Source organism: Aeromicrobium sp. Leaf350, assembly GCF_916858655.1.
In the GTDB taxonomy this organism is placed as follows: Bacteria; Actinomycetota; Actinomycetes; order Propionibacteriales; family Nocardioidaceae; genus Aeromicrobium.
In genome coordinates this window covers 1338792-1357140 of the sequence record NZ_CAKASL010000001.1, presented here as the reverse complement: position 1 = coordinate 1357140, position 18349 = coordinate 1338792, and the positions used below count along the sequence as shown (strand labels likewise).

Annotated in this window: 19 protein-coding genes; 16 read left to right on the top strand and 3 right to left on the bottom strand. The window is 64.9% G+C overall.

Annotation, left to right across the window (positions count from 1 at the left end):
• The first annotated feature begins 103 nt into the window (after positions 1-103).
• From LO931_RS06825 to LO931_RS06755, 15 genes are all read left to right on the top strand, one after another.
• A complete protein-coding gene (locus LO931_RS06825; protein ID WP_229052532.1) occupies positions 104-1264 on the top strand; it encodes an acyl-CoA dehydrogenase family protein in 1161 nt (386 codons plus the stop codon).
• Positions 1265-1290: 26 nt separating this feature from the next.
• The gene (locus LO931_RS06820) at positions 1291-2415 is read left to right on the top strand and encodes an acyl-CoA dehydrogenase family protein (RefSeq protein ID WP_229052531.1); all 1125 of its coding nucleotides are present in this window, start codon (positions 1291-1293) and stop codon (positions 2413-2415) included.
• A gap of 82 nt (positions 2416-2497) precedes the next feature.
• Entirely contained in the window at positions 2498-4102 is a 1605-nt protein-coding gene (locus LO931_RS06815; protein WP_229052530.1) for a long-chain-fatty-acid--CoA ligase, read from the top strand.
• A gap of 44 nt (positions 4103-4146) precedes the next feature.
• Positions 4147-4881: an SDR family NAD(P)-dependent oxidoreductase gene (locus LO931_RS06810; RefSeq protein ID WP_229052529.1), complete on the top strand. Its 735-nt coding sequence runs from the start codon at positions 4147-4149 to the stop codon at positions 4879-4881.
• Positions 4882-4940: 59 nt separating this feature from the next.
• Complete coding sequence (locus tag LO931_RS06805) at positions 4941-6083, top strand: acetyl-CoA C-acetyltransferase (RefSeq protein ID WP_229052528.1); 1143 nt, start codon at positions 4941-4943, stop codon at positions 6081-6083.
• An 11-nt stretch (positions 6084-6094) separates the two neighbouring features.
• A complete protein-coding gene (locus tag LO931_RS06800; protein ID WP_229052527.1) occupies positions 6095-6853 on the top strand; it encodes an SDR family NAD(P)-dependent oxidoreductase in 759 nt (252 codons plus the stop codon).
• A gap of 135 nt (positions 6854-6988) precedes the next feature.
• Entirely contained in the window at positions 6989-7732 is a 744-nt protein-coding gene (locus LO931_RS06795) for a FadR/GntR family transcriptional regulator (RefSeq protein WP_229052526.1), read from the top strand.
• 155 nt (positions 7733-7887) lie between these two features.
• Positions 7888-9123, top strand: a complete 1236-nt coding sequence (locus LO931_RS06790; protein ID WP_255657771.1) for a CaiB/BaiF CoA-transferase family protein — start codon at positions 7888-7890, stop codon at positions 9121-9123.
• Complete coding sequence (locus LO931_RS06785; RefSeq protein ID WP_229052524.1) at positions 9120-9944, top strand: enoyl-CoA hydratase/isomerase family protein; 825 nt, start codon at positions 9120-9122, stop codon at positions 9942-9944. The genes LO931_RS06790 and LO931_RS06785 overlap by 4 nt, the downstream gene beginning before the upstream one ends.
• Positions 9945-10031: 87 nt before the next feature.
• A complete protein-coding gene (locus LO931_RS06780) occupies positions 10032-10910 on the top strand; it encodes a 3-hydroxyacyl-CoA dehydrogenase family protein (protein ID WP_229052523.1) in 879 nt (292 codons plus the stop codon).
• Positions 10911-10921: 11 nt separating this feature from the next.
• Positions 10922-11791 (top strand): 3-hydroxyacyl-CoA dehydrogenase family protein, encoded by an 870-nt coding sequence (locus tag LO931_RS06775; protein WP_229052522.1) that lies wholly within the window; start codon positions 10922-10924, stop codon positions 11789-11791.
• A complete protein-coding gene (locus LO931_RS06770; RefSeq protein ID WP_229052521.1) occupies positions 11788-12567 on the top strand; it encodes an enoyl-CoA hydratase-related protein in 780 nt (259 codons plus the stop codon). Before LO931_RS06775 ends, LO931_RS06770 begins: the two co-directional genes overlap by 4 nt.
• On the top strand, positions 12564-13046 hold the full coding sequence (locus LO931_RS06765) for a MaoC/PaaZ C-terminal domain-containing protein (RefSeq protein WP_229052520.1): 483 nt from the start codon (positions 12564-12566) through the stop codon (positions 13044-13046). The genes LO931_RS06770 and LO931_RS06765 overlap by 4 nt, the downstream gene beginning before the upstream one ends.
• Positions 13043-14227 (top strand): thiolase family protein, encoded by a 1185-nt coding sequence (locus LO931_RS06760; RefSeq protein WP_229052519.1) that lies wholly within the window; start codon positions 13043-13045, stop codon positions 14225-14227. Before LO931_RS06765 ends, LO931_RS06760 begins: the two co-directional genes overlap by 4 nt.
• A 30-nt stretch (positions 14228-14257) precedes the next feature.
• Complete coding sequence (locus tag LO931_RS06755) at positions 14258-15112, top strand: 3-hydroxyacyl-CoA dehydrogenase family protein (protein WP_229052518.1); 855 nt, start codon at positions 14258-14260, stop codon at positions 15110-15112.
• 13 nt (positions 15113-15125) lie between these two features.
• On the opposite strand, the gene LO931_RS06750 is transcribed toward LO931_RS06755, so the two are convergent.
• From LO931_RS06750 to LO931_RS06740, 3 genes are all read right to left on the bottom strand, one after another.
• Complete coding sequence (locus tag LO931_RS06750; protein ID WP_229052517.1) at positions 15126-15737, bottom strand: TetR/AcrR family transcriptional regulator; 612 nt, start codon at positions 15735-15737, stop codon at positions 15126-15128.
• Between the two features lie 31 nt (positions 15738-15768).
• The gene (locus tag LO931_RS06745; protein WP_229052516.1) at positions 15769-16263 is read right to left on the bottom strand and encodes an FCD domain-containing protein; all 495 of its coding nucleotides are present in this window, start codon (positions 16261-16263) and stop codon (positions 15769-15771) included.
• A gap of 73 nt (positions 16264-16336) precedes the next feature.
• Positions 16337-16876, bottom strand: coding sequence for a flavin reductase family protein (locus LO931_RS06740; RefSeq protein ID WP_229052515.1), 540 nt, complete (start codon positions 16874-16876; stop codon positions 16337-16339).
• 287 nt (positions 16877-17163) lie between these two features.
• On the opposite strand from LO931_RS06740, the gene LO931_RS06735 reads away from it, so the two are divergent.
• On the top strand, positions 17164-18348 hold the full coding sequence (locus LO931_RS06735) for an LLM class flavin-dependent oxidoreductase (RefSeq protein WP_229052514.1): 1185 nt from the start codon (positions 17164-17166) through the stop codon (positions 18346-18348).
• Position 18349: the final 1 nt, after the last annotated feature.

Below are 18349 nucleotides of genomic sequence, written 5' to 3'. Positions count from 1 at the left end.
AAATGTCCAACCTTCTACGATATGTTCACATTCGACTGAGTTCGACGGCCGCAGAGGGCGTGCCGCTGGTCCGGCTGGACGCGAGGACGGAGACGACATGCGCATGAGGCTTTCGAACGACGAGGCGTCGTTCCGCCAGCAGGTTCGCGAGTTCTTCAACACCCAAATCCCGAAGGACATCCGCGAGCGGGCGGCCTCGGGTGAAACGCGCGAGCCGGACGACATCGCGGACGTGCAGCGAATCTTGAACGCCCACGGCTACGCGGTCCCGAGCTGGCCCGCTGCCTGGGGCGGTCGCGAGTGGTCGCCGGTGCAAGAGCACGTCTTCCTCGACGAGATGCACTTGGCGCACGTCCCGGAGCCCCTCACGTTCAACGTTGACATGATCGGCCCGGTGCTGTGCGAGTTCGGCACTGACGAGCAGAAGGCGCGGTTCCTGCCCGGCACGGCCAACCTCGACATCTGGTGGTGCCAAGGTTTCTCAGAGCCGGACGCCGGCTCGGACCTCGCCTCGCTCCGGACCAGTGCCGTGCGGGACGGTGACGAGTTCATCGTGAACGGTCAGAAAACCTGGACGACCCTGGCGCAGCATGCCGACTGGATGTTCGCCCTGGTTCGGACCAACCCAGATGCCCCGAAGCGTCAGGAGGGAATCAGTTTCCTCCTCATTGACATGCGGAGCCCGGGGATCAACGTTCGACCGATCACCTTGCTCGACGGCAGCGTCGAGGTCAACGAGGTCTTTCTCTCCGACGTGCGAGTTCCAGTTGAGAACCTCGTCGGTGAACAGGACCGCGGGTGGACCTACGCCAAGTTTCTGCTCGGGAACGAACGGACCAGGGTTGCCCGGGTCGGCGTGTCCAAGAACCGACTCGCCCTGGCGAAGCGGCTAGCCGCCGAGACCCCGGCAGGCCAGGGCACGCTGCTTGATGACCCGATGCTTCGCGCGCGGATCGCCGAGATGGAGAACGAGCTCGCGGCGCTCGAGGTGACTCTCTTCCGGGCGACGTCGGGCGACGTCGATCAGGCCGCCATCGCCTCGATCTTGAAACTCCGGGGCAGCGAGCTGCAGGAGCAGACAACCGAACTGATCGCCGACATCGCGGGTCCCACTGCCCTCGCGGTGGACGGTCCGTCCGACGAGATCCCGCGATGGGCGCAGCGGTCGATCCGCTCGTACCTCGCGCAACGCAAGGTCGGCATCTACGGGGGCTCCTCCGAGGTCCAGCGAATGATCATCGCCAAGACCCTGACCGGTCGCTGAGCGCACCACGACGATAGCGAGACATCATGGATTTCAACCTGAGCCGGGAGCAGACGGCACTGCGTGACGCCGTGCGCGAGCTCTACCGACGCAACTACGACATCGAGCGCCTTCGCGAGACGGCCATCGCAGATCGCGGCTGGACGTCCGACGTCTGGCGGTCATTGGCTGAGACCGGCGTCCTCGGGTTGGCCATCCCCGAGGATTTCGGAGGCGCCGGGGCAGGCATCGTTGAGGTCGCCACCGTGATGACAGAACTCGGCCGTGTCTTGGCTCCCGAGCCAATTCTCGACTCCGCTGTGATCCCCGCCGACCTTCTGCTGCGGAGCAAGGATCCGCGGCAATGGCAAGGAACCCTCGAGGGCATCGCCAGCGGCGACCTTCTCGGAGCGATGGCTCACGAGGAGCGGGGTGACCGTTGGCCGCACCGTGCTGTCGCGACTTCGGCGACCGAGACGGCTGACGGTTGGACACTGACTGGATCGAAGCGTCTGGTCAAGCATGGGGACGTCGCCGACTTCTACCTGGCCTCCGCGCGGGTGGGAGACGATCTTGCGTTCTTCATGGTGGACGGATCAACGCAGGGTCTTTCGAGGACATCCTTCCGGACGCCCGATCGCCGCAGGGGCGCCCATCTGTTGCTCGAGAACACGCCGGCGACGCCTATCGAGCTCGGCGATCCCGACGCAGCGCTCCGGCGCGTGGAGACCCTCGAACAGGTGGCCCTGTGTGCCGAGGCGATCGGCAGCATGGAGGAAGCGCTGCGGATCACCACCGACTACCTCGGGTCCCGGAAGCAGTTCGGCACAGCGTTGGTCACTTTCCAAGCGCTGGCCCATCGTCTGGCTGACCTTCACGTGCTCGTTGAGATGGCACGCAGCATGAGCCTCTACGCCGTCGCAGTCCTGGAGGACGGCGGCGACGACCCAGTGATCGCCTCCCGCGCCGCGCTGCAGGTCTGCCGATCGGCCCGTGTCATCGGGCACGAGTCCATCCATCTACATGGCGGGATCGGTGTCACCGAGGAGTACGTGATCGGCCAGTACGCAGCCCGCCTTATGGCGATCGAGGCCAGGCTAGGTGGCGCGCTCGAACACCTGCAGCAGGTCGCTTCGGGGATCGACGCCTACGACAAGGTCGTCCTGGGATGACCGACGCGACTCCAACAACGAGTGCGGCTTTCCGCACTCGGCCCGACCACCTCGAGAGGACAGGTGCGCGATGCATGGACTGATGCAGGACCGCCCGCTCACACTGCCGCAGCTGCTTCCGGGGATGGAGCGGCAGTACGCCGACTCGCGCGTCATCACCTCATACGACGCCGGCCCGGTCTCCATGACGTTCCTCGAGACACTCGAGCGGGTGCATGCTCTGGCGAGGGCACTCGACGATCTCGGAGTCTCAGCGGATGCTCGGGTAGCGACCTTTGCGTGGAACACGCAGCGACACTTCGAGTTGTACCTGGCCGTCCCCTGCTCCGGCCGAGTCCTGCACACCGTGAATCACCGCCTCTTTGCGGAGCAGATCGAGTTCATCCTTCGTGATGCCGGCGATGAGATCGCCTTCGTCGAGCGGTCGATGCTCGCAACAGTGTGGCCGGTCCTCGAGCGATCCGCGGTGATTCGGCACGTCGTCGTCGTGAACGACGGAACCGCAGACCCGATCCCGCATGACCCGCGCATCCTGGACTACGACCAACTCATCGCTTCGGCGCTCGGCTCCGAGTACTCGTTCTTGGTCAAGGACGAGCGCACTGCAAGTGGGCTCTGTTACACATCCGGCACCACCGGGCTGCCGAAGGGCGTTCTTTACGACCACCGATCCACCGTCTTGCATGCACTCCTGCTGCAGGTGGCCGACGGCTACGCGATTCGGCGCCAGGACGTGCTCTTCCCCATCGTCCCGATGTTCCACGTCAATGCATGGGGCTACCCGTACGCGGCGGTCATGTGCGGCAGCACGTTGTCGCTTCCGGGTCCCGTTACGGCACCCGAACGCCTGGCCGAGCAGATGGAACGCGACCGGATCACACTCGGCGCAGCGGTCACCACGGTGTGGACCACCGTGGCCCCCCACCTGCAGGGCAAAGACCTCTCGTCGGTTCGCAGCCTCATCTGCGGGGGCGGCAAAGTCCCGACGAGCCTGTCCGAGCACTACAAAAGCACCATCGGGGTCCACCTCAGCAGCGGCTGGGGCATGACCGAAACGAGCCCGGCCGCGACGTACGTCGCGCAGGCCGATGCCCCAGGGATGGGACCCGACCGCATCGACCTCATGAGTCGCCCGGGGTCGTCCCTCCCGCTACTGCAGTTCAGGATCGTCGACCCGCCGGGCAGCACGAACGAGGTGGCGTGGGATGGCGACACCGCGGGGGAGCTCCAGGTCTCCGGGGCGACGGTCGCCGGTCAGTACCTGAACCGTGAGGCGTCGGAGGGCTTCACCGACGACGGCTGGCTTCGAACGGGTGACCTCGCGACGCTTGACCCGCGTGGCGCGGTGACGATCGTCGACAGGGTCAAGGACCTCATCAAGTCAGGCGGAGAGTGGATCTCCTCTGCCGACCTGGAAAACCTCCTGGTCAGCCACCCGGCGATCTCCGAGGCAGCGGTCATCGCGCAGGACGACGAGCGCTGGGGAGAGCGTCCCTTGGCCTGCCTCGTCCTCGAACCGGGCCACACCATGACTGCCACCGAGATGCGGACCTTCCTCGACGGAAAGGTCGCGAAGTGGTGGATCCCGGACGACATCGCCGTGGTCCCAGCGCTGCCCAAGACCGCCACGGGGAAGATCTCCAAGCTTCAGCTACGGACCTCCCTCGCCGTCGTCGCTGACGCCTGACCGCGCCGACCCGCTCCGAAACTCCGACGAGAAAGACCTCACTCATGAGCATGACGTTCAACTTCACCGGGCAGACCGTCGTCGTGACCGGCGCCGCACAAGGCATCGGCCTTGAGATGGCGAGGTTCTTTGTTGACGCGGGAGCCACGACCTACCTCATCGACTTCGACGATGAGGCGCTGTCAAAGGCCGCCGCCGACACCGGCGGTCGTGGGGTCCGCGCCGACGTCTCCTCGACGGAGGACGTCGACGCCGTGATCCGGCAGGTGATCGAGGAGACCGGACGCATCGACGTCCTCGTCAACAATGCCGGCATCCTGCGCGACACCGTCGTCTGGAAGCTGTCGGACGAGGACTGGGATGCCGTCCTGAATGTCCACGCAGGCGGAACCTTCCGATTCACACGCGCCTGCGTCCCGCACTTCCGAACTCAGCAGTACGGACGGATCATCAACGTCACCTCGTACACCGGGCTTCACGGCAACATCGGTCAAGCCAACTACGCGACGGCGAAGGCCGGCATCATCGGCTTCACCAAGACCACGGCCAAGGAGCTCGCCCGGTTCGGAGTGACCGTCAACGCCATCTCCCCGAATGCTCGGACCCGCATGATCGACTCGATCCCCGCCGACCGAGCAGCGGAGTTGGCAGCCACGATCCCGATGGGTCGCTTCTCGGAGCCGGCCGAGGTCTGCTCGACTGTCGGGTTCCTCGCCGCCACGGAGTCCGGCTACGTCACTGGTGTCGTCCTGCCTGTCGACGGTGGCATCTCCATCTGAGCACCACCAGCCCATCCACCGCCGCGCGGGCTACGCGCGACCAACCGCAGGAGCAACTCATGGCAGAGGCCTATCTCGTCGATGGTGTCCGGACCCCGGTCGGACGCCGCAACGGCGGACTCGCAGACGTGCACACCGCAGATCTCGGCGCGACCGTGCTGAGCGCGCTCGTGGATCGAGTCGGGATCGATCCGTCGCTGGTGGATGACGTCATCTTCGGCTGCCTCGATCAGATCGGTATGCAGGCAGGCAACATCGCGCGGACCAGCTGGTTGACTGCTGGTCTTCCCGAGAGCGTCCCCGGAGTCACGATCGACCGCCAGTGCGGGTCGTCTCAGCAGGCCGTGCATTTCGCGGCCCAGGCTGTCATGAGCGGAACACAGCACCTCGTCGTCGCTGGCGGCGTTCAAACCATGAGCCGAGTTCCGATCTCAGCCAGCTGGAGCACCGACACCGTCTCCGACCCCTTCACGGGGTCGGTGGGATGGGAGAAGCGCTACGGCCACGAAGAGATCAATCAGATCCGTGCGGCCGACCTCATCGCCGAGAAGTGGGACATCTCCCGCGAACGAATGGAGGAATTCGCGCTCGAGAGTCACCGTCGAGCCATCGAAGCGGTCGACTCCGGACGGTTCGATCCTCAGATTGTCCCGGTCGCTGAAGTGTCGAGGGATGAAGGCCCTCGCCGAGACAGTACGGCGGAAAAGTTGGCTAGCCTGAAGCTCCTGCGCCCCGATGGGCGCCTGACCGCGGCGGTCGCCAGCCAGATCTCAGACGGCGCTTCGGCGATGCTCATCGCCTCGCAGGATGCTGTGGACCGTCATGGCCTGACGCCCCGTGCTCGCATCCACCAGCTGACTGTGCGTGGCGACGATCCGGTCCTGATGCTGACCGGACCCATCTCGGCGACGAGGCATGCCTTGGAAGCCTGCGGGCTGTCGATCGACGACATCGATCTGTTCGAGATCAACGAGGCCTTCGCCTCAGTTGCGTTGGCGTGGCTCGACGAACTGGGTGCTGACCCGGCACGCCTGAATGTCAATGGCGGCGCGATCGCGCTTGGCCACCCGCTGGGAGCATCCGGGACCCGGATCATGATCGACCTGCTGAACGAAATGGAGCGCCGCGAGGCCCGGTTCGGTCTGCAGAGCATGTGCGAGGGCGGCGGGCTTGCCAACGTGACCATCATCGAACGAATCTGAGGCGGGTTTCCATGAGTGACAGCCTGCAGGGCAAGGTGGCCGTCGTAACTGGCGGCGGTCGTGGACTGGGCAAGGCCTTCGCGCTGGCCCTCGGCGCCGAAGGCGCCCGCGTAGCCGTGGCTTCCCGAAAGCGCGCAGATCTCGACGCAGTGGTCGACGAAGCCAGGTCCCTGGGGATCGAAGCGTGGGCACGCCCGACCGACGTCACGGACGAGGCGTCGGTCGACGGTTTGATCACGGAGTCGGTGGACCACTTCGGTCAGGTCGACATCATGGTCAACAACTCTGGTGTGATCCTGACGCGACCGCTGGTCGATCTGACTCTCGAGGAATGGGACTCAATCGTCGATACCAACCTCCGAGGTGTGTTCCTGGGATGCAGGGCGGCAGGTCGGCACTTCATCGCACGCGGAGGCGGCGGCAAGGTCATCAACATCGCATCGAACTACGCGCTGAAGGGTTACCCGTGGCATGCGGCGTACTCGGCATCGAAGGCAGGAGTCGTTGGGTTTACGCGGTCGCTGGCAGTTGAGTGGGCCCGTCACGACATCCAGGTCAACGCGCTGGCGCCGGGTTACACGGAGACGGACATGAGCGCAGCGGCGATGGCTAACGAAGAGTTCAATGACAGGATCCTGCGCACCATCCCGGCCCGCAGGATGGGTCGCCCCGACGAGATGGCGCCGTGGGTTGTGCTGCTCGCGGGACCTGCGTCGAACTTCATGACGGGCGAAGTTGTCACTGTCGATGGCGGGCAGACCGTCTTCTGAGTTGGGCTTTGCTGGAGAAGCAGGGATCCCCGGTTATGAGATCGCCGGGGTCGGCATTTTCGATGTTAGGCTCCGACGATAACGCTGATGTTTGACATCCGACCTTAGACAGCCCTGGTTGGAGGATGGAGTGGTATGACGATCAACACTGACGACGCGAGCGCGCCCAAAGTCATCGGTCAGAAGGTCATGCGACCTCGGCAACAGGTCGAGGACACGATCAGGGAAGCCATCCTCTCGGGTGAGCTCAAAAGCGGTGAGCTCCTGCCCCCGGAGGCTGAGCTCGCGCGTCAGTTCAACGTGAGCCGCACGACCCTGCGCGAGGCGCTGCGTGTCCTCACTTCTCAGCACCTCATCACGAAGGTGCCTGGAGCTAGGGGAGGGAACTTCGTGCAGTCGGTCGACTACCAATCGATCGGTGCTGCGGTGATCGGGGCTGTCGACAACCTCATGGCACTCGGCAACATCGAGTTCGACGAGGTCGCCGACGTGCGTCAGCAGCTCGAGGTGCCGTCGGTGAGGCTGGCCGCTGCCCAACGTTCCGACGAACAGCTCGCGGAGCTGACCAAGATCGTCGAGCGGCAGAAGACAGCCTCGGTCGACGATCCCGAAGTTGCCGACCTAGATCGTCAGTTCCATACGTTGATTGCTATTGCGTCGGGGAACCGGGTCCTGGCGGCGCTGGTCGCGGCGCTTCACCACGCCACAGAGCCAGTCCACTACCTCGACCTCTCTCCCGAGGTCGGTCGCAAGACGGTCAAGCAACATCAGGCGATCCTGCGATCGATCGCTGAGGGGGACGGGGATGCCGGCGAGAAGGCGATCGTCGAGCACCTGACCTACCTTCGCAAGCACATCGCCGCGGGCTCGACTTCGTAGCGATACTCGGTGGCAATGTTAATGTCGGACTTCACTTCAACTGTCTAAAGTTGTAGGGTAAGTTCTGTCCGCGAGCCCGCTGACGTTCCTGTGCGGGCCCACGAGCCGGGCACCGGTCCACGGTTGCCTGCACGGCGAAGGGCAGGAGACGCGATATGAGTGCACCCCCGAGCAGCGACCGACCGCTGGATGGTGTGCGAGTAGTCGACGTCACAACCTCCTACGCAGGTCCAACGGCCTCGATGTATCTCGCAGACCTCGGGGCGACCGTCATCAAGGTGGAAAAGCCCGGCGGCGGTGACGACGCCCGCGGATGGGGACCCCCGTTTGTCGATGGCACGTCTGCGTGGTTCGCCACAGCCAACCGCAACAAGTCCTCCGTCGTGCTCGACTTGCGAAACCCCGCGGGACGCGAGGCACTGTTGCGGTTGATCGCCTCCGCCGATGTTTTCCTCCAGAACATGAATCCGACCAAGCTCGAGCGGTTGGGGATCGACGGGGCTTCGTTGCTCGATCAACACCCGCGGTTGGTTTACTGCGCAATGTCGGGCTTCGGGCTCGACGGCCCCGACAGCCATCTGCCCGGCTACGACCTCGTCGCACAAGCGAGATCAGGTCTGATGTCGGTCACTGGTGAATCCGGTCGCTCCCCACAGCGTGTCTCCACCGCCCTGTCCGACGTCGTCACAGGAATGTGCGCCGCCATTGCGATCAATGCGGCACTCGTGCGGCAGGCCCGGCACGGACGCGGTGAAATCATCGACGTCTCACTGCTGGACACCGACCTCGCGATGATGGCACCTCGAATCGGAGCCTTCCAAGCCGGCGAACCGGAGCCGGCGCCGAGCGGCGGCACCGACTCCGTCCTTGCCGTGTACCAGCCGTTCCAGACGGCCGACCGCGTCATCGTCATCGCCATCGGTAACGACATGATGTGGCAACGATTCTGCGGTGCAACGGGCCTCGCTGATCTTGGCGCCGAGCCGAAACTTCGCGACAACGCGGGACGGCGTGAGCAGCGCCCGCGAATCACGGCGCGCATAGCCGAGGTGCTCGCGACGCGAACGGCAGAAGAGTGGCTCGGCGTGATGGAGTCCGTCAGCGTCCCCGCCGCGATGGTCCAGTCGCTCTCGGAAGTCATCTCTGACCCTCAAGTCGTTGCCCGTCGATCGCTCATGGACGTGCCGGGAACGGACGGGTCCTTGGTGACGGTAAGAAGCCCCTTCCGGCTGGCCTCGTCCCCCCACCCTCGCAACGAACGTTTCCCGGACCTCGGGGCCGACACAGAGCGGGTTCTGACCGAGCTCGGCTACACGACCGATGAAGCGCGCGACCTCGCGCCATCGTCTGCGGGTACGAAGGTAGCGCCACCCAGGGAGGAAGCATCATGACGACGGCAGAACCTGATACTGCGAAGGATGGGCGGGAGGGCGACGTGCTGGTCGCACGCGACAAGTTCGTCACCCTCGTGACCATCAACCGTCCTCACGCACACAACGCTCTCAACGCCGAAGTCATCGAGGACCTACGCCAGATTGTCACGGCCTCCGCTGCTGACGACACGTGCAGGGCCGTCGTCATCACAGGAGCGGGACACAAGGCCTTCTGCGCAGGCGCCGACCTGCGGGAAATCGCTGACCTGACACCGGACGAGGCCGAGGCCTACATGCGCGCTGGTCAAGCCGCCTTCCGCGAGATCGAGCAGGCGGACATTCCCGTCATCGCCGCTGTAAACGGGCTTGCGCTGGGCGGTGGCTTCGAACTGATCCTCGCGTCAACGTTTGCGATCGTCTCGTCCCGGGCATCGATGGGCCTGCCGGAAGCGAGCCTCGGACTGATCCCCGGTTACGGCGGCACTCAGCGACTTCCACGCCTCATCGGGAGGCAGGCTGCAACCCACCTGATGCTCACCGGGGATCGCCTCTCAGCCGACCGCGCCTACCAGCTTGGATTGAGCCCTGTCCCTCCCGTCGCTCCGGAAGACCTTGTGGCCGTCGCGATCGACACAGCACGCTCGATCGCGCAGCAGGGCCCGAGGGCCGTTCAGGCAATCCTGCGTTCTGTTCGCGAGGGTCAGGACGTAGCACTCGAGGCGGCCTTGGCGTTGGAGTCGGGGCTAGCAGCCCTAGCGATCGTGGGCGACGAGTCCAGCGAAGGCGTGGACGCATTTCTTACACGTAGGCCTCCGAAGTTCAAGGAGGACGCAACGTGAAGTCGCTCCGCAGAACGATGAGCCGATGGACCACGAACGATGGAGGCACGCGATGATTGATCGACCGCACGCATCGGAGACCCCGCGATGAGCGGGCAGCAGCGGACTGTCGCCGTCCTCGGCGCAGGCACCATGGGATCGGGCATCGCAATCGTCATGGTTCGCGCCGGACACCGGACCGTCCTCTTCGACGTCTCCGAGGAAGGCCTTGCTCGTGGCATCGACACGGTCAATGGCTTCCTCGACAACAGCGCCCGACTCGGCAAACTGACCGCGGAACAGGCAGCAGAAGCGAAGGCCCTGCTCGTGGGCACGACCGACCTGGCCGATCTGGGCCCAAGCGATGTCGTCGTGGAGGCAGTGTGGGAGGACCTCGCACTGAAGAAGGACGTCTTCGGTCAGCTCGACGACGTGGTCTCAGACCGGACCCTGTTCCACACGAACACCTCTACCCTCTCGGTCACAGGCGTCGCCTCCGGATCCCGCCTCCCTGAGCGTGTGGTGGGCACCCACTACTGCAACCCTGCACCGCTCATGAAGCTCGTCGAGGTCGCCAACGGCCGGCACACGGCTTCCTGGGCAACCGAAGCCACCCTCGAGTTCATGACCTCCCTGGGTAAAACCTCGGTCATCACGAAGGACCGCCCCGGATTCATCGTCAACCGGTTCCTCATCCCGTGGGAGAACAGCTGCATCAACGCACTGGAAGCCGGCCTGGGGACAGTGGAGTCCATCGACACGGCGGTCCTCGGCTCGGTCGGGCACCCGATGGGACCGTTCCGACTGCTCGACATCGTCGGCATGGACATCCACCAGCAGGTTGCGACGCGTCTCTACGAGCAACTGCGCGATCCGCGCTTCTTCCCGCCGCCGATGGTCGACCGCATGGTCGCGTCGGGTGACCTGGGTCGCAAGACAGGCCGCGGGTTCTACGAGTACGGCGACACGAAGCTGTTCGGATCGTGAAGGGACACGACATGGACCAGATCACTCAGGTGGGCCTGATTGGCTTTGGCACGATGGGCACCGGCATCGCCGTGGTCCTGGCTGCCTCGGGCCGGTCGGTTGTCGTCGTCGACACGGACCAGGAGCGGCTCGACCGCGGTCGCGCGGCTGTGGAGTCCCTTTGTGACGGCGCGCTCCGAGACAGCTCAGCTGCCGAGCGAGAGGCGGTCCTCAGCAGGATCGTTGCGACCATCGACCTCGCCCAGGTCGCCTCGGCCGATCTCGTCATCGAAGCCGTGACCGAGGACTTCGACATCAAGAAGAACGTCTTGTCGTCCGTTGCCGGTGTCATCGGCAGCAACGTGCCGATCGCGTCTGCGACATCCGCCCAGTCCATCACCGACCTCGCGGCGGGGCTCCCGAACCCCGGACGAATCGCCGGCCTGCACTTCTTCAACCCGGCACCCCGACACCCAGTCGTTGAGGTGATCCGCGGCCTGGAGACTCACGAGGACGTTGTCGACAGCCTCGTGACATTCGTGTCGACTCTGGACAAGACCGAGGCCATCGTCGTCAATGACAGTCCCGGGTTCCTCGTCACCTCGATGCTCTTCCCGTACCTGAACGACGTCATCCAAGCTCTCGACGACGAGCTCGCAAGCGCCGAAGACCTGGATCTGGCCCTGAAGCTCGGACTCGGCTACAAGGTCGGCCCGCTGGAGATGCTCGACGCCGCAGGGCTCGACGTGCACCTCCAAGGCACCTCGGCTCTGTACGCGGCAACGGGGGACACCCGCTACGCGCCTCCACCCCTATTGCGACGCATGGTGGCTGCCGGTCACCTCGGGGCCAAGACCGGCCACGGCTTTCGCATCAACGAACCCCGGAAGGACAACGCATGACCACGTACGACGACATCCTGGTGGACCGCGACGGTCCCGTCTTCACGATCACGATCAACCGTCCGGACGCCGGCAACAAGCTGCGTCACCAGACGTGCTTGGAGCTGTTCAGCGCCTTGCAGGAGTTCCGGATCGACCCGAAGCTTCGCGTGGCCATCCTGACCGGGGCGGGCGACAAGTTCTTCTGCATCGGCGGCGAGCACGACCCGATCACGTCACTCGACCAGTCCCAGGTCCTGCCGATCGTTGACATCTACCAGGCCATCGACACGATTCCGAAGGCTGTCATTGCCGCAGTCAACGGCTTCGCGGTCGGCGGGGGGAACGTGCTCCACACGGTGTGTGACCTAACGATCGCCTCCGACAACGCTGTCTTCCGCCAGGTCGGACCCTCGGTGGGCAGTTTCGACGCTGGCTACGGCAGTTGGTACCTGGAGGACACGATCGGACGTAAGCGTGCCAAGGAGATGTGGTTCCTGAACCGCAAGTACACCGCCGACCGAGCCCTGGAGATGGGCCTCGTCAATGAGGTGGTGCCCGCAGGTGAGCTTCGCGCCCGGGCGCTCGAGGTCGCCCGAGACCTTGCCACTCGTAGCCCCATGGCGATCGGTGGCATGAAGGGCGCGTTCTCGGCTCGCCACAATGGTGTCTCCGGGCAGGCGCGGATGGCGCATGACCAACACCTGACCCTTTATCTGCAGACCCGTGAAGCCCACGAGCTCAGCGAGGCCTTTGGTGAGCGCCGCCAGCCCGACAGCGAGACGTTCTACTCGTGAGCTCGCAGATCCCTCCCGTCGACCTGTACTTCGACGATATCCCGGTTGGTACGTCGTGGGTGACTGCCTCACGCACCATCACGGAGGCCGACGTCGGCAACTTCGCCGGTCTGACTGGTGACCGATTCCCTCTGCACACCAGCGAGGAGTTCGCGCGCCAGACGCCCTTCGGCACCCGCGTCGCCCATGGCCTGGTCGGCCTGACCTTCGCGTTGGGATTGATGTGGCCTCGGACGGGGCAGTTCGACCAGTCCTCGATCGCGTTCCTTGGCGTGAAGGAGTGGAACTTCTTGGCGCCGATCGCCTTCGGCGAGACCGTTCATGTCGAGTACGAGGTCACGTCTCACCGGGCATCTCGCACCAAGAGCGATCGAGGCATCGTCGAGTTCGACGTTCGCCTTGTGGGCGCCGGCGACGACCTTCTCCAGCGCGGGACGTTTGCTCTGCTCCTCGCCCGCCGACCGCTGGACGTCGGATGACCGGGGCGCACATCTACGCGGCAACTCGTACACCGTTCGGACGGTTCGGCGGCGGGCTCGCGGGGGTCCGACCAGACGACCTTGCAGCTGCGACGTTGTCGTCCTTGTTGAGCAAGACGCCGAATCTCGATCCGGCTCTCATCGGCGATGTCTACTGGGGCAACGCGAACGGTGCCGGCGAGGAGAACAGGAATGTCGGTCGGATGGCGGTGCTCCTGGCCGGACTTCCGACGAGCGTCCCGGCGACCACGATCAATCGGCTGTGCGGTTCTTCGCTGGACGCAGCGATGATGGCATCGCGTGCTGTCGAGACCGGTGACGTTGAGATTGCGGTCGTCGGAGGTGTGGAGTCGATGACTCGGGCGCCGTGGGTGCTCCCCAAGCCAGCCAGGGCCTTCGCTCCGGGCGACATGCAGGCTGTGTCGACGACGCTGGGATGGCGGCTGGTCAACCCGCGAATGCCGTCGGAATGGACTGTGAGCCTCGGCGAATGCAACGAACTGCTTTCTGACCGGTTGGGAATCAGTCGCGAACGTCAGGACAGGTTCGCCGAGCGCTCACACCGTCTCGCCGGCGCCGCATGGGACTCGGGGTTCTACGCGGGACTCGTTGCACCTGTACCCGGGGTGCAGTTGAACCGAGACGAGAGCATCCGACCTGGCACGACGCTTGAGTCCCTGTCGGGTCTCAAGGCGTCATTCCGGCCCGATGGAACCATCACCGCAGGCAATGCGTCACCTCTGAGCGACGGCGCCTCGTCACTACTCATCGCCGCGGAGTCGGCAGCCGAGCGGCTCGGCGCAGCGCCCCTGGCGCGCATCGCGGGACGGGGAGTTCATGCCCTCGACCCTCAAGACTTCGGCATCGCCCCCGTCGACGCCGCAAGCCGTGCCCTGAAGGCGGCAGGCATCAGCTGGCGCGAGGTCGGCGCTGTAGAGCTCAACGAGGCGTTCGCGGTGCAGTCGATCGCTTGCGTCGACGCCTGGGGGATTGACCCGGAGATCGTCAACACCAAGGGCGGGGCCATCGCCCTCGGCCACCCCCTGGGCGCCTCGGGAGCGCGTGTGCTCGGAACGCTGGCCCACCGTCTTCGCGACTCGGGTGAGCGGTGGGGCGTCGCCGGTATCTGCATCGGCGTCGGCCAGGCCTTGGCTGTCGTCCTCGAGAACACCACTGTCTGATCGATGACCGCGCGCGGTCCAGGAGAACCCATGTCCTCAGCACTTCCCCCTCACGTCGGCGTGTTTGGTGGCGGACGTATGGGTGCCGGTATCGCCCACGCGTTCCTGCTTGCCGGTAGCCGCGTGACCGTGATCGAGACCGGCGCCGGCGCCGCAACTGCCGCCCGCGAGCGAGTGGAGTCCAGCACTGCCCAAGCTGAGGCCCGCGGCCTGATCCCCGCGGGGGACGCAGCTGCGGTCCTGGACCGTCTGGCGGTCACGGTCGATGCTGCAGCTCTTCAGGATGCAGCGCTCGTGATCGAGGCCGTACCTGAGGTGCCGGAACTCAAGGCCGAGGTCCTCCACGTCGTCGAGCAGCACGTGAACAGTGCCACCGTCATCGCCACCAACACCAGCAGCCTCTCGGTCGACGACCTTGCGAAGGGGTTGGAGGATCCAAGCAGATTCCTCGGTCTGCACTTCTTCAACCCGGTTCCCGCGAGCGCGCTCGTCGAGATCGTTCAGGGCTCGAGTACGGCAACCGATCTGGTCACCCGCGCCCGGGCCTGGGTCGAGGCGTTGCACAAGACAGCGATTGTCGTGACGGATTCACCCGGGTTCGCTTCGAGCCGCCTTGGCGTCGCGATCGCGCTCGAGGCGATGCGAATGGTCGAGGGTGGGGTGGCATCAGCCGAGGACATCGACTTGGCCATGACGCTCGGCTACAAGCACCCCATGGGGCCGCTTCGAACCACCGATGTTGTCGGTCTCGATGTGCGGTTAGCGATCGCTGAGCATTTGGCGCGAGAGGTGGGGGATCACTTCACGCCGCCCCAGATTTTGCGAGACAAGGTTGAGAGCGGCGACCTGGGACGGAAGTCGGGTCGGGGCTTCTTCGAGTGGTGAGGCTCTCGGGCTTCTAGGCAGTCGTCAGAAGTTGCACGGCAGAGTCGCCGAACCAGTAAGCGAGCTTCGATGCCGATACACCCTCTCGCGTCGAGAGCGTCCGTACCTGCCGGGGGCTCGCCAAGTCGATAAGGATCTCCACCGCAACATCGATGTCGGAGCTGGACATCTTTCCCTGCTCGATCCCGCGGCGGATGACGTCGGTCCAGAGCTCGCGGATCTCGTCGTGACAATCGGTGAGGCGTCGGGCGACGGGCTCGGACAGGTGCACGGCGTCGCGATCTGCCACGACCATGGCGTCGTGGTGACCGAGCTTGAAGCGCGACTGTTCCTCGACGCCGCGGCGAGCCTGCTCGATAGGATCGTCGGCCAGCGATAGGCCGCTGGCGATTGCATCTCTCAGGCTGAGTGCGTAGGAGAGGACGACCTCGTCGAGGATCTGCTGCTTGGAGTCGACGTAGTTGTAGAGGCTGGGGGCCTGTACCCCGAGCTCGTGACCAATGTCTTTCATGTTGGTGCCGCTGTAGCCCTGACGAGCGAAGAGGCTCGTCGCAGCCTCTCGGACTCGCTCGATGCCGCCGGCGAGCGGCCGGCCGCGTCGCGTCTCGGGATCAGCGGGAGGCATGGGGGGACTCTACTGCCTGCGCACCGACGCCCTAGGGCGCCGACGGCCCGTCGTCGGCACGGGCCGAGTGGCGGTCGAAGAAGCGACGCTTGACGTCAGCGTGGTAGGCCCGGACGGCCTCAGCGGCGGCATCACGATCGCGGGCCTCAAGGCTCTCGACAATTCGGAGTCGTCCCTCGCTCCACGCAGCGTGGAGGTCGACGTCGCCCACGTCAGGGAGCAGCTGGCGGAAGGCGGCCGAGATCTTGAGGCTGCGAAGCATGTCGAGCAGCAGGTGATTCTCGGCCAGACCGATCAGGACCTCGTTGAAGGGGACGACCGTGTCGGTCAGCTCACTGAGGTCCATCACGCCGTCGGTCGTTGCCGGACTGGGCACCGCAGCCTCGGCAACAGTCCGAAGTTTTGCGACTTGTTCGTCACGCAGGTTGGGCACGACCATGTCGACTACGCCTAGCGAGAGCGCGCATCGGGCGTCGAGTATGCGGGCGAGGTTGCGTTCCTCTGAGGCGGTCAGCTTCGTGTTCAAGGTCTTGGCCTCCCCTAGTGGTGCCGAGTCCCTTGATGTTAGCGCCGCGGCGCACGCGAACGGGGCTCGTGAGTCACGCGCCGACGCGCTCGCGGACCGTTGAGCCCCACGGGGCGAAGTCGCCGAAGCCACCCTTGAAGTAGGTCAGCGGGTCCCCGCCGGAGACGCCGGCAGCGACGGCCTGGGCGATGAGAATGCGGTGAGTGCCGCCAAAAGACGTGTCGACAACCTTGCACCGGACCCAACCCAGTGCCCCGTCCAGCACGGGGTGTTGTCCGGGGGCCGAGTTCAGCGGCACTCCATCGAACTTTGCGGAGGATCGCGACGCGAATCGCATGGCGAGGTCGGACTGGCTGTCACTCAGGAAGTTCACGGTGAAGTCGCCGACCTCCGCAATGGCAGTGCCGGTCTCGGACGTGCGGTTCAAGCACACGAGGAGCATCGGCGGTTCCATCGACAGGGAGCTGAAGGCGCTGACCGTCGCTCCGAGCGGCACGCCGTCGTGGACGGTCGTCACGACGGTGACGCCAGTAACGAAGTGACCCATGGCCTCGCGGAACGTCGCGTCGTTGAGGAGGTGGGTCGGGTGGGACTTGGTGGTGATGGTGTTCATGGAGCTGCCTCTCGCTCGTAACTAATGCTCATTAGTTAAGCGTGTGATTCGTCATACGGCAAGGGGTTAGGGGAAGTTCTTGGCTCTCGTCCCGGAGACGGGAGTCGTATCTGCCCTTTGAAAACAGGGCAAATCAGCGGTCTCAGGATGCTCGAAGATCGGACGATGGTTGCCAAGCGCGTGAACGTAGTGTTTCCTAATGACTATTCGTTAGCACCTCGACAGTCATGCGATCTGCATCGACATCGACGGACGATCAAGCGACCAGAGGTCGCAAAGGAGGAGTCATGCAGGTAGGCGTCATGGTGACGAGCTACAACCAGCGGGACTGGGACCGCGTCCTGGCCGGAGACAACAACAAGCCCCCGGTGAACCCCGACATCCCCATCGTCGACAACAGCCTGGCGCTGGGCGCGATGGTCGAGCCGCTCGGCTACGACTCGATCTGGTGCGCCGAGCACTACGGGTCCCCGTATTCGATGCAGTCCAACCCGCTGCAGTGGCTGAGCTACTGGGCGGGTCGCACCGAGCGAATCGATATGGGCACCGCAGTCATCGTTGCTCCATGGTGGCAGCCCGTGAAGCTGGCCCACGAGATCGCCATGCTGGACACCTTGCTGAACGGGCGTCGTCTCCACCTGGGTATCGGCCGCGGGGTTGCCGCTCACGAGTACGCCGGATTCGGCATTGACCGCGAGGAGTCGCGCGACCGGTTCCGCGAGCTCATCGAGATCCTGCGGCTCGCGGACACCCAGGAGTCCTTCGAGTATGACGGCGAGATCTACAAGATCCCTGAGACGCAGGTCCGTCCGCAGGCGCGGAACAAGGGCAGCCTCATGGACACCGCAAAGGCCGCCTTCAACACGCCGGCGTCGATGGACATGGCCGCGGACCTCGGCCTGGGGCAGCTGTTCGTCGCTGCCGAGGGCGAAGACCAGATGATCTCGCAGGTGGCGAAGTTCAACGCCATTCGCGCCCAGAAGGGTCTCGCACCGAACCAGCCGACCACGATGCTCTACCTCCACTGCTCGACCGACGAGGAGGAGCTCGAGAAGGGTTGGCGTTACGTCGCTCAGCAGACTTGGGCGGCGCGCAACCACTACGCGGTCTGGAAGACGGAGTCCTTCGCCAACACGAAGGGTTATGAGGAGTACGCAGCCCGTTTCGAGCAGGACGCGGAGGTCGACGAGAACAAGGGCACGCACCGCGTGAAGCAGACTGGCCTGGTCGGCACGCCCGAGCAGATCTTCGACCAGATCGAGCGACTGCAGAAGAGCATCAGCCTGGAGTACCTGATCGTGCACCCGGCGCACGGAGCGAAGCCGGCTCCTGAGGCCCAGGCGAGCCTGAAGTTGTTCGCAGAGGAGGTTCTCCCGGCCGTCCACGCCATGGAGACGCCGCTGCACGAGCACAATCGGGGCACGGCCGAGGACCTCGACTTCGTGCCCAGTATCGGCGGAGCCGTCGGCTGAC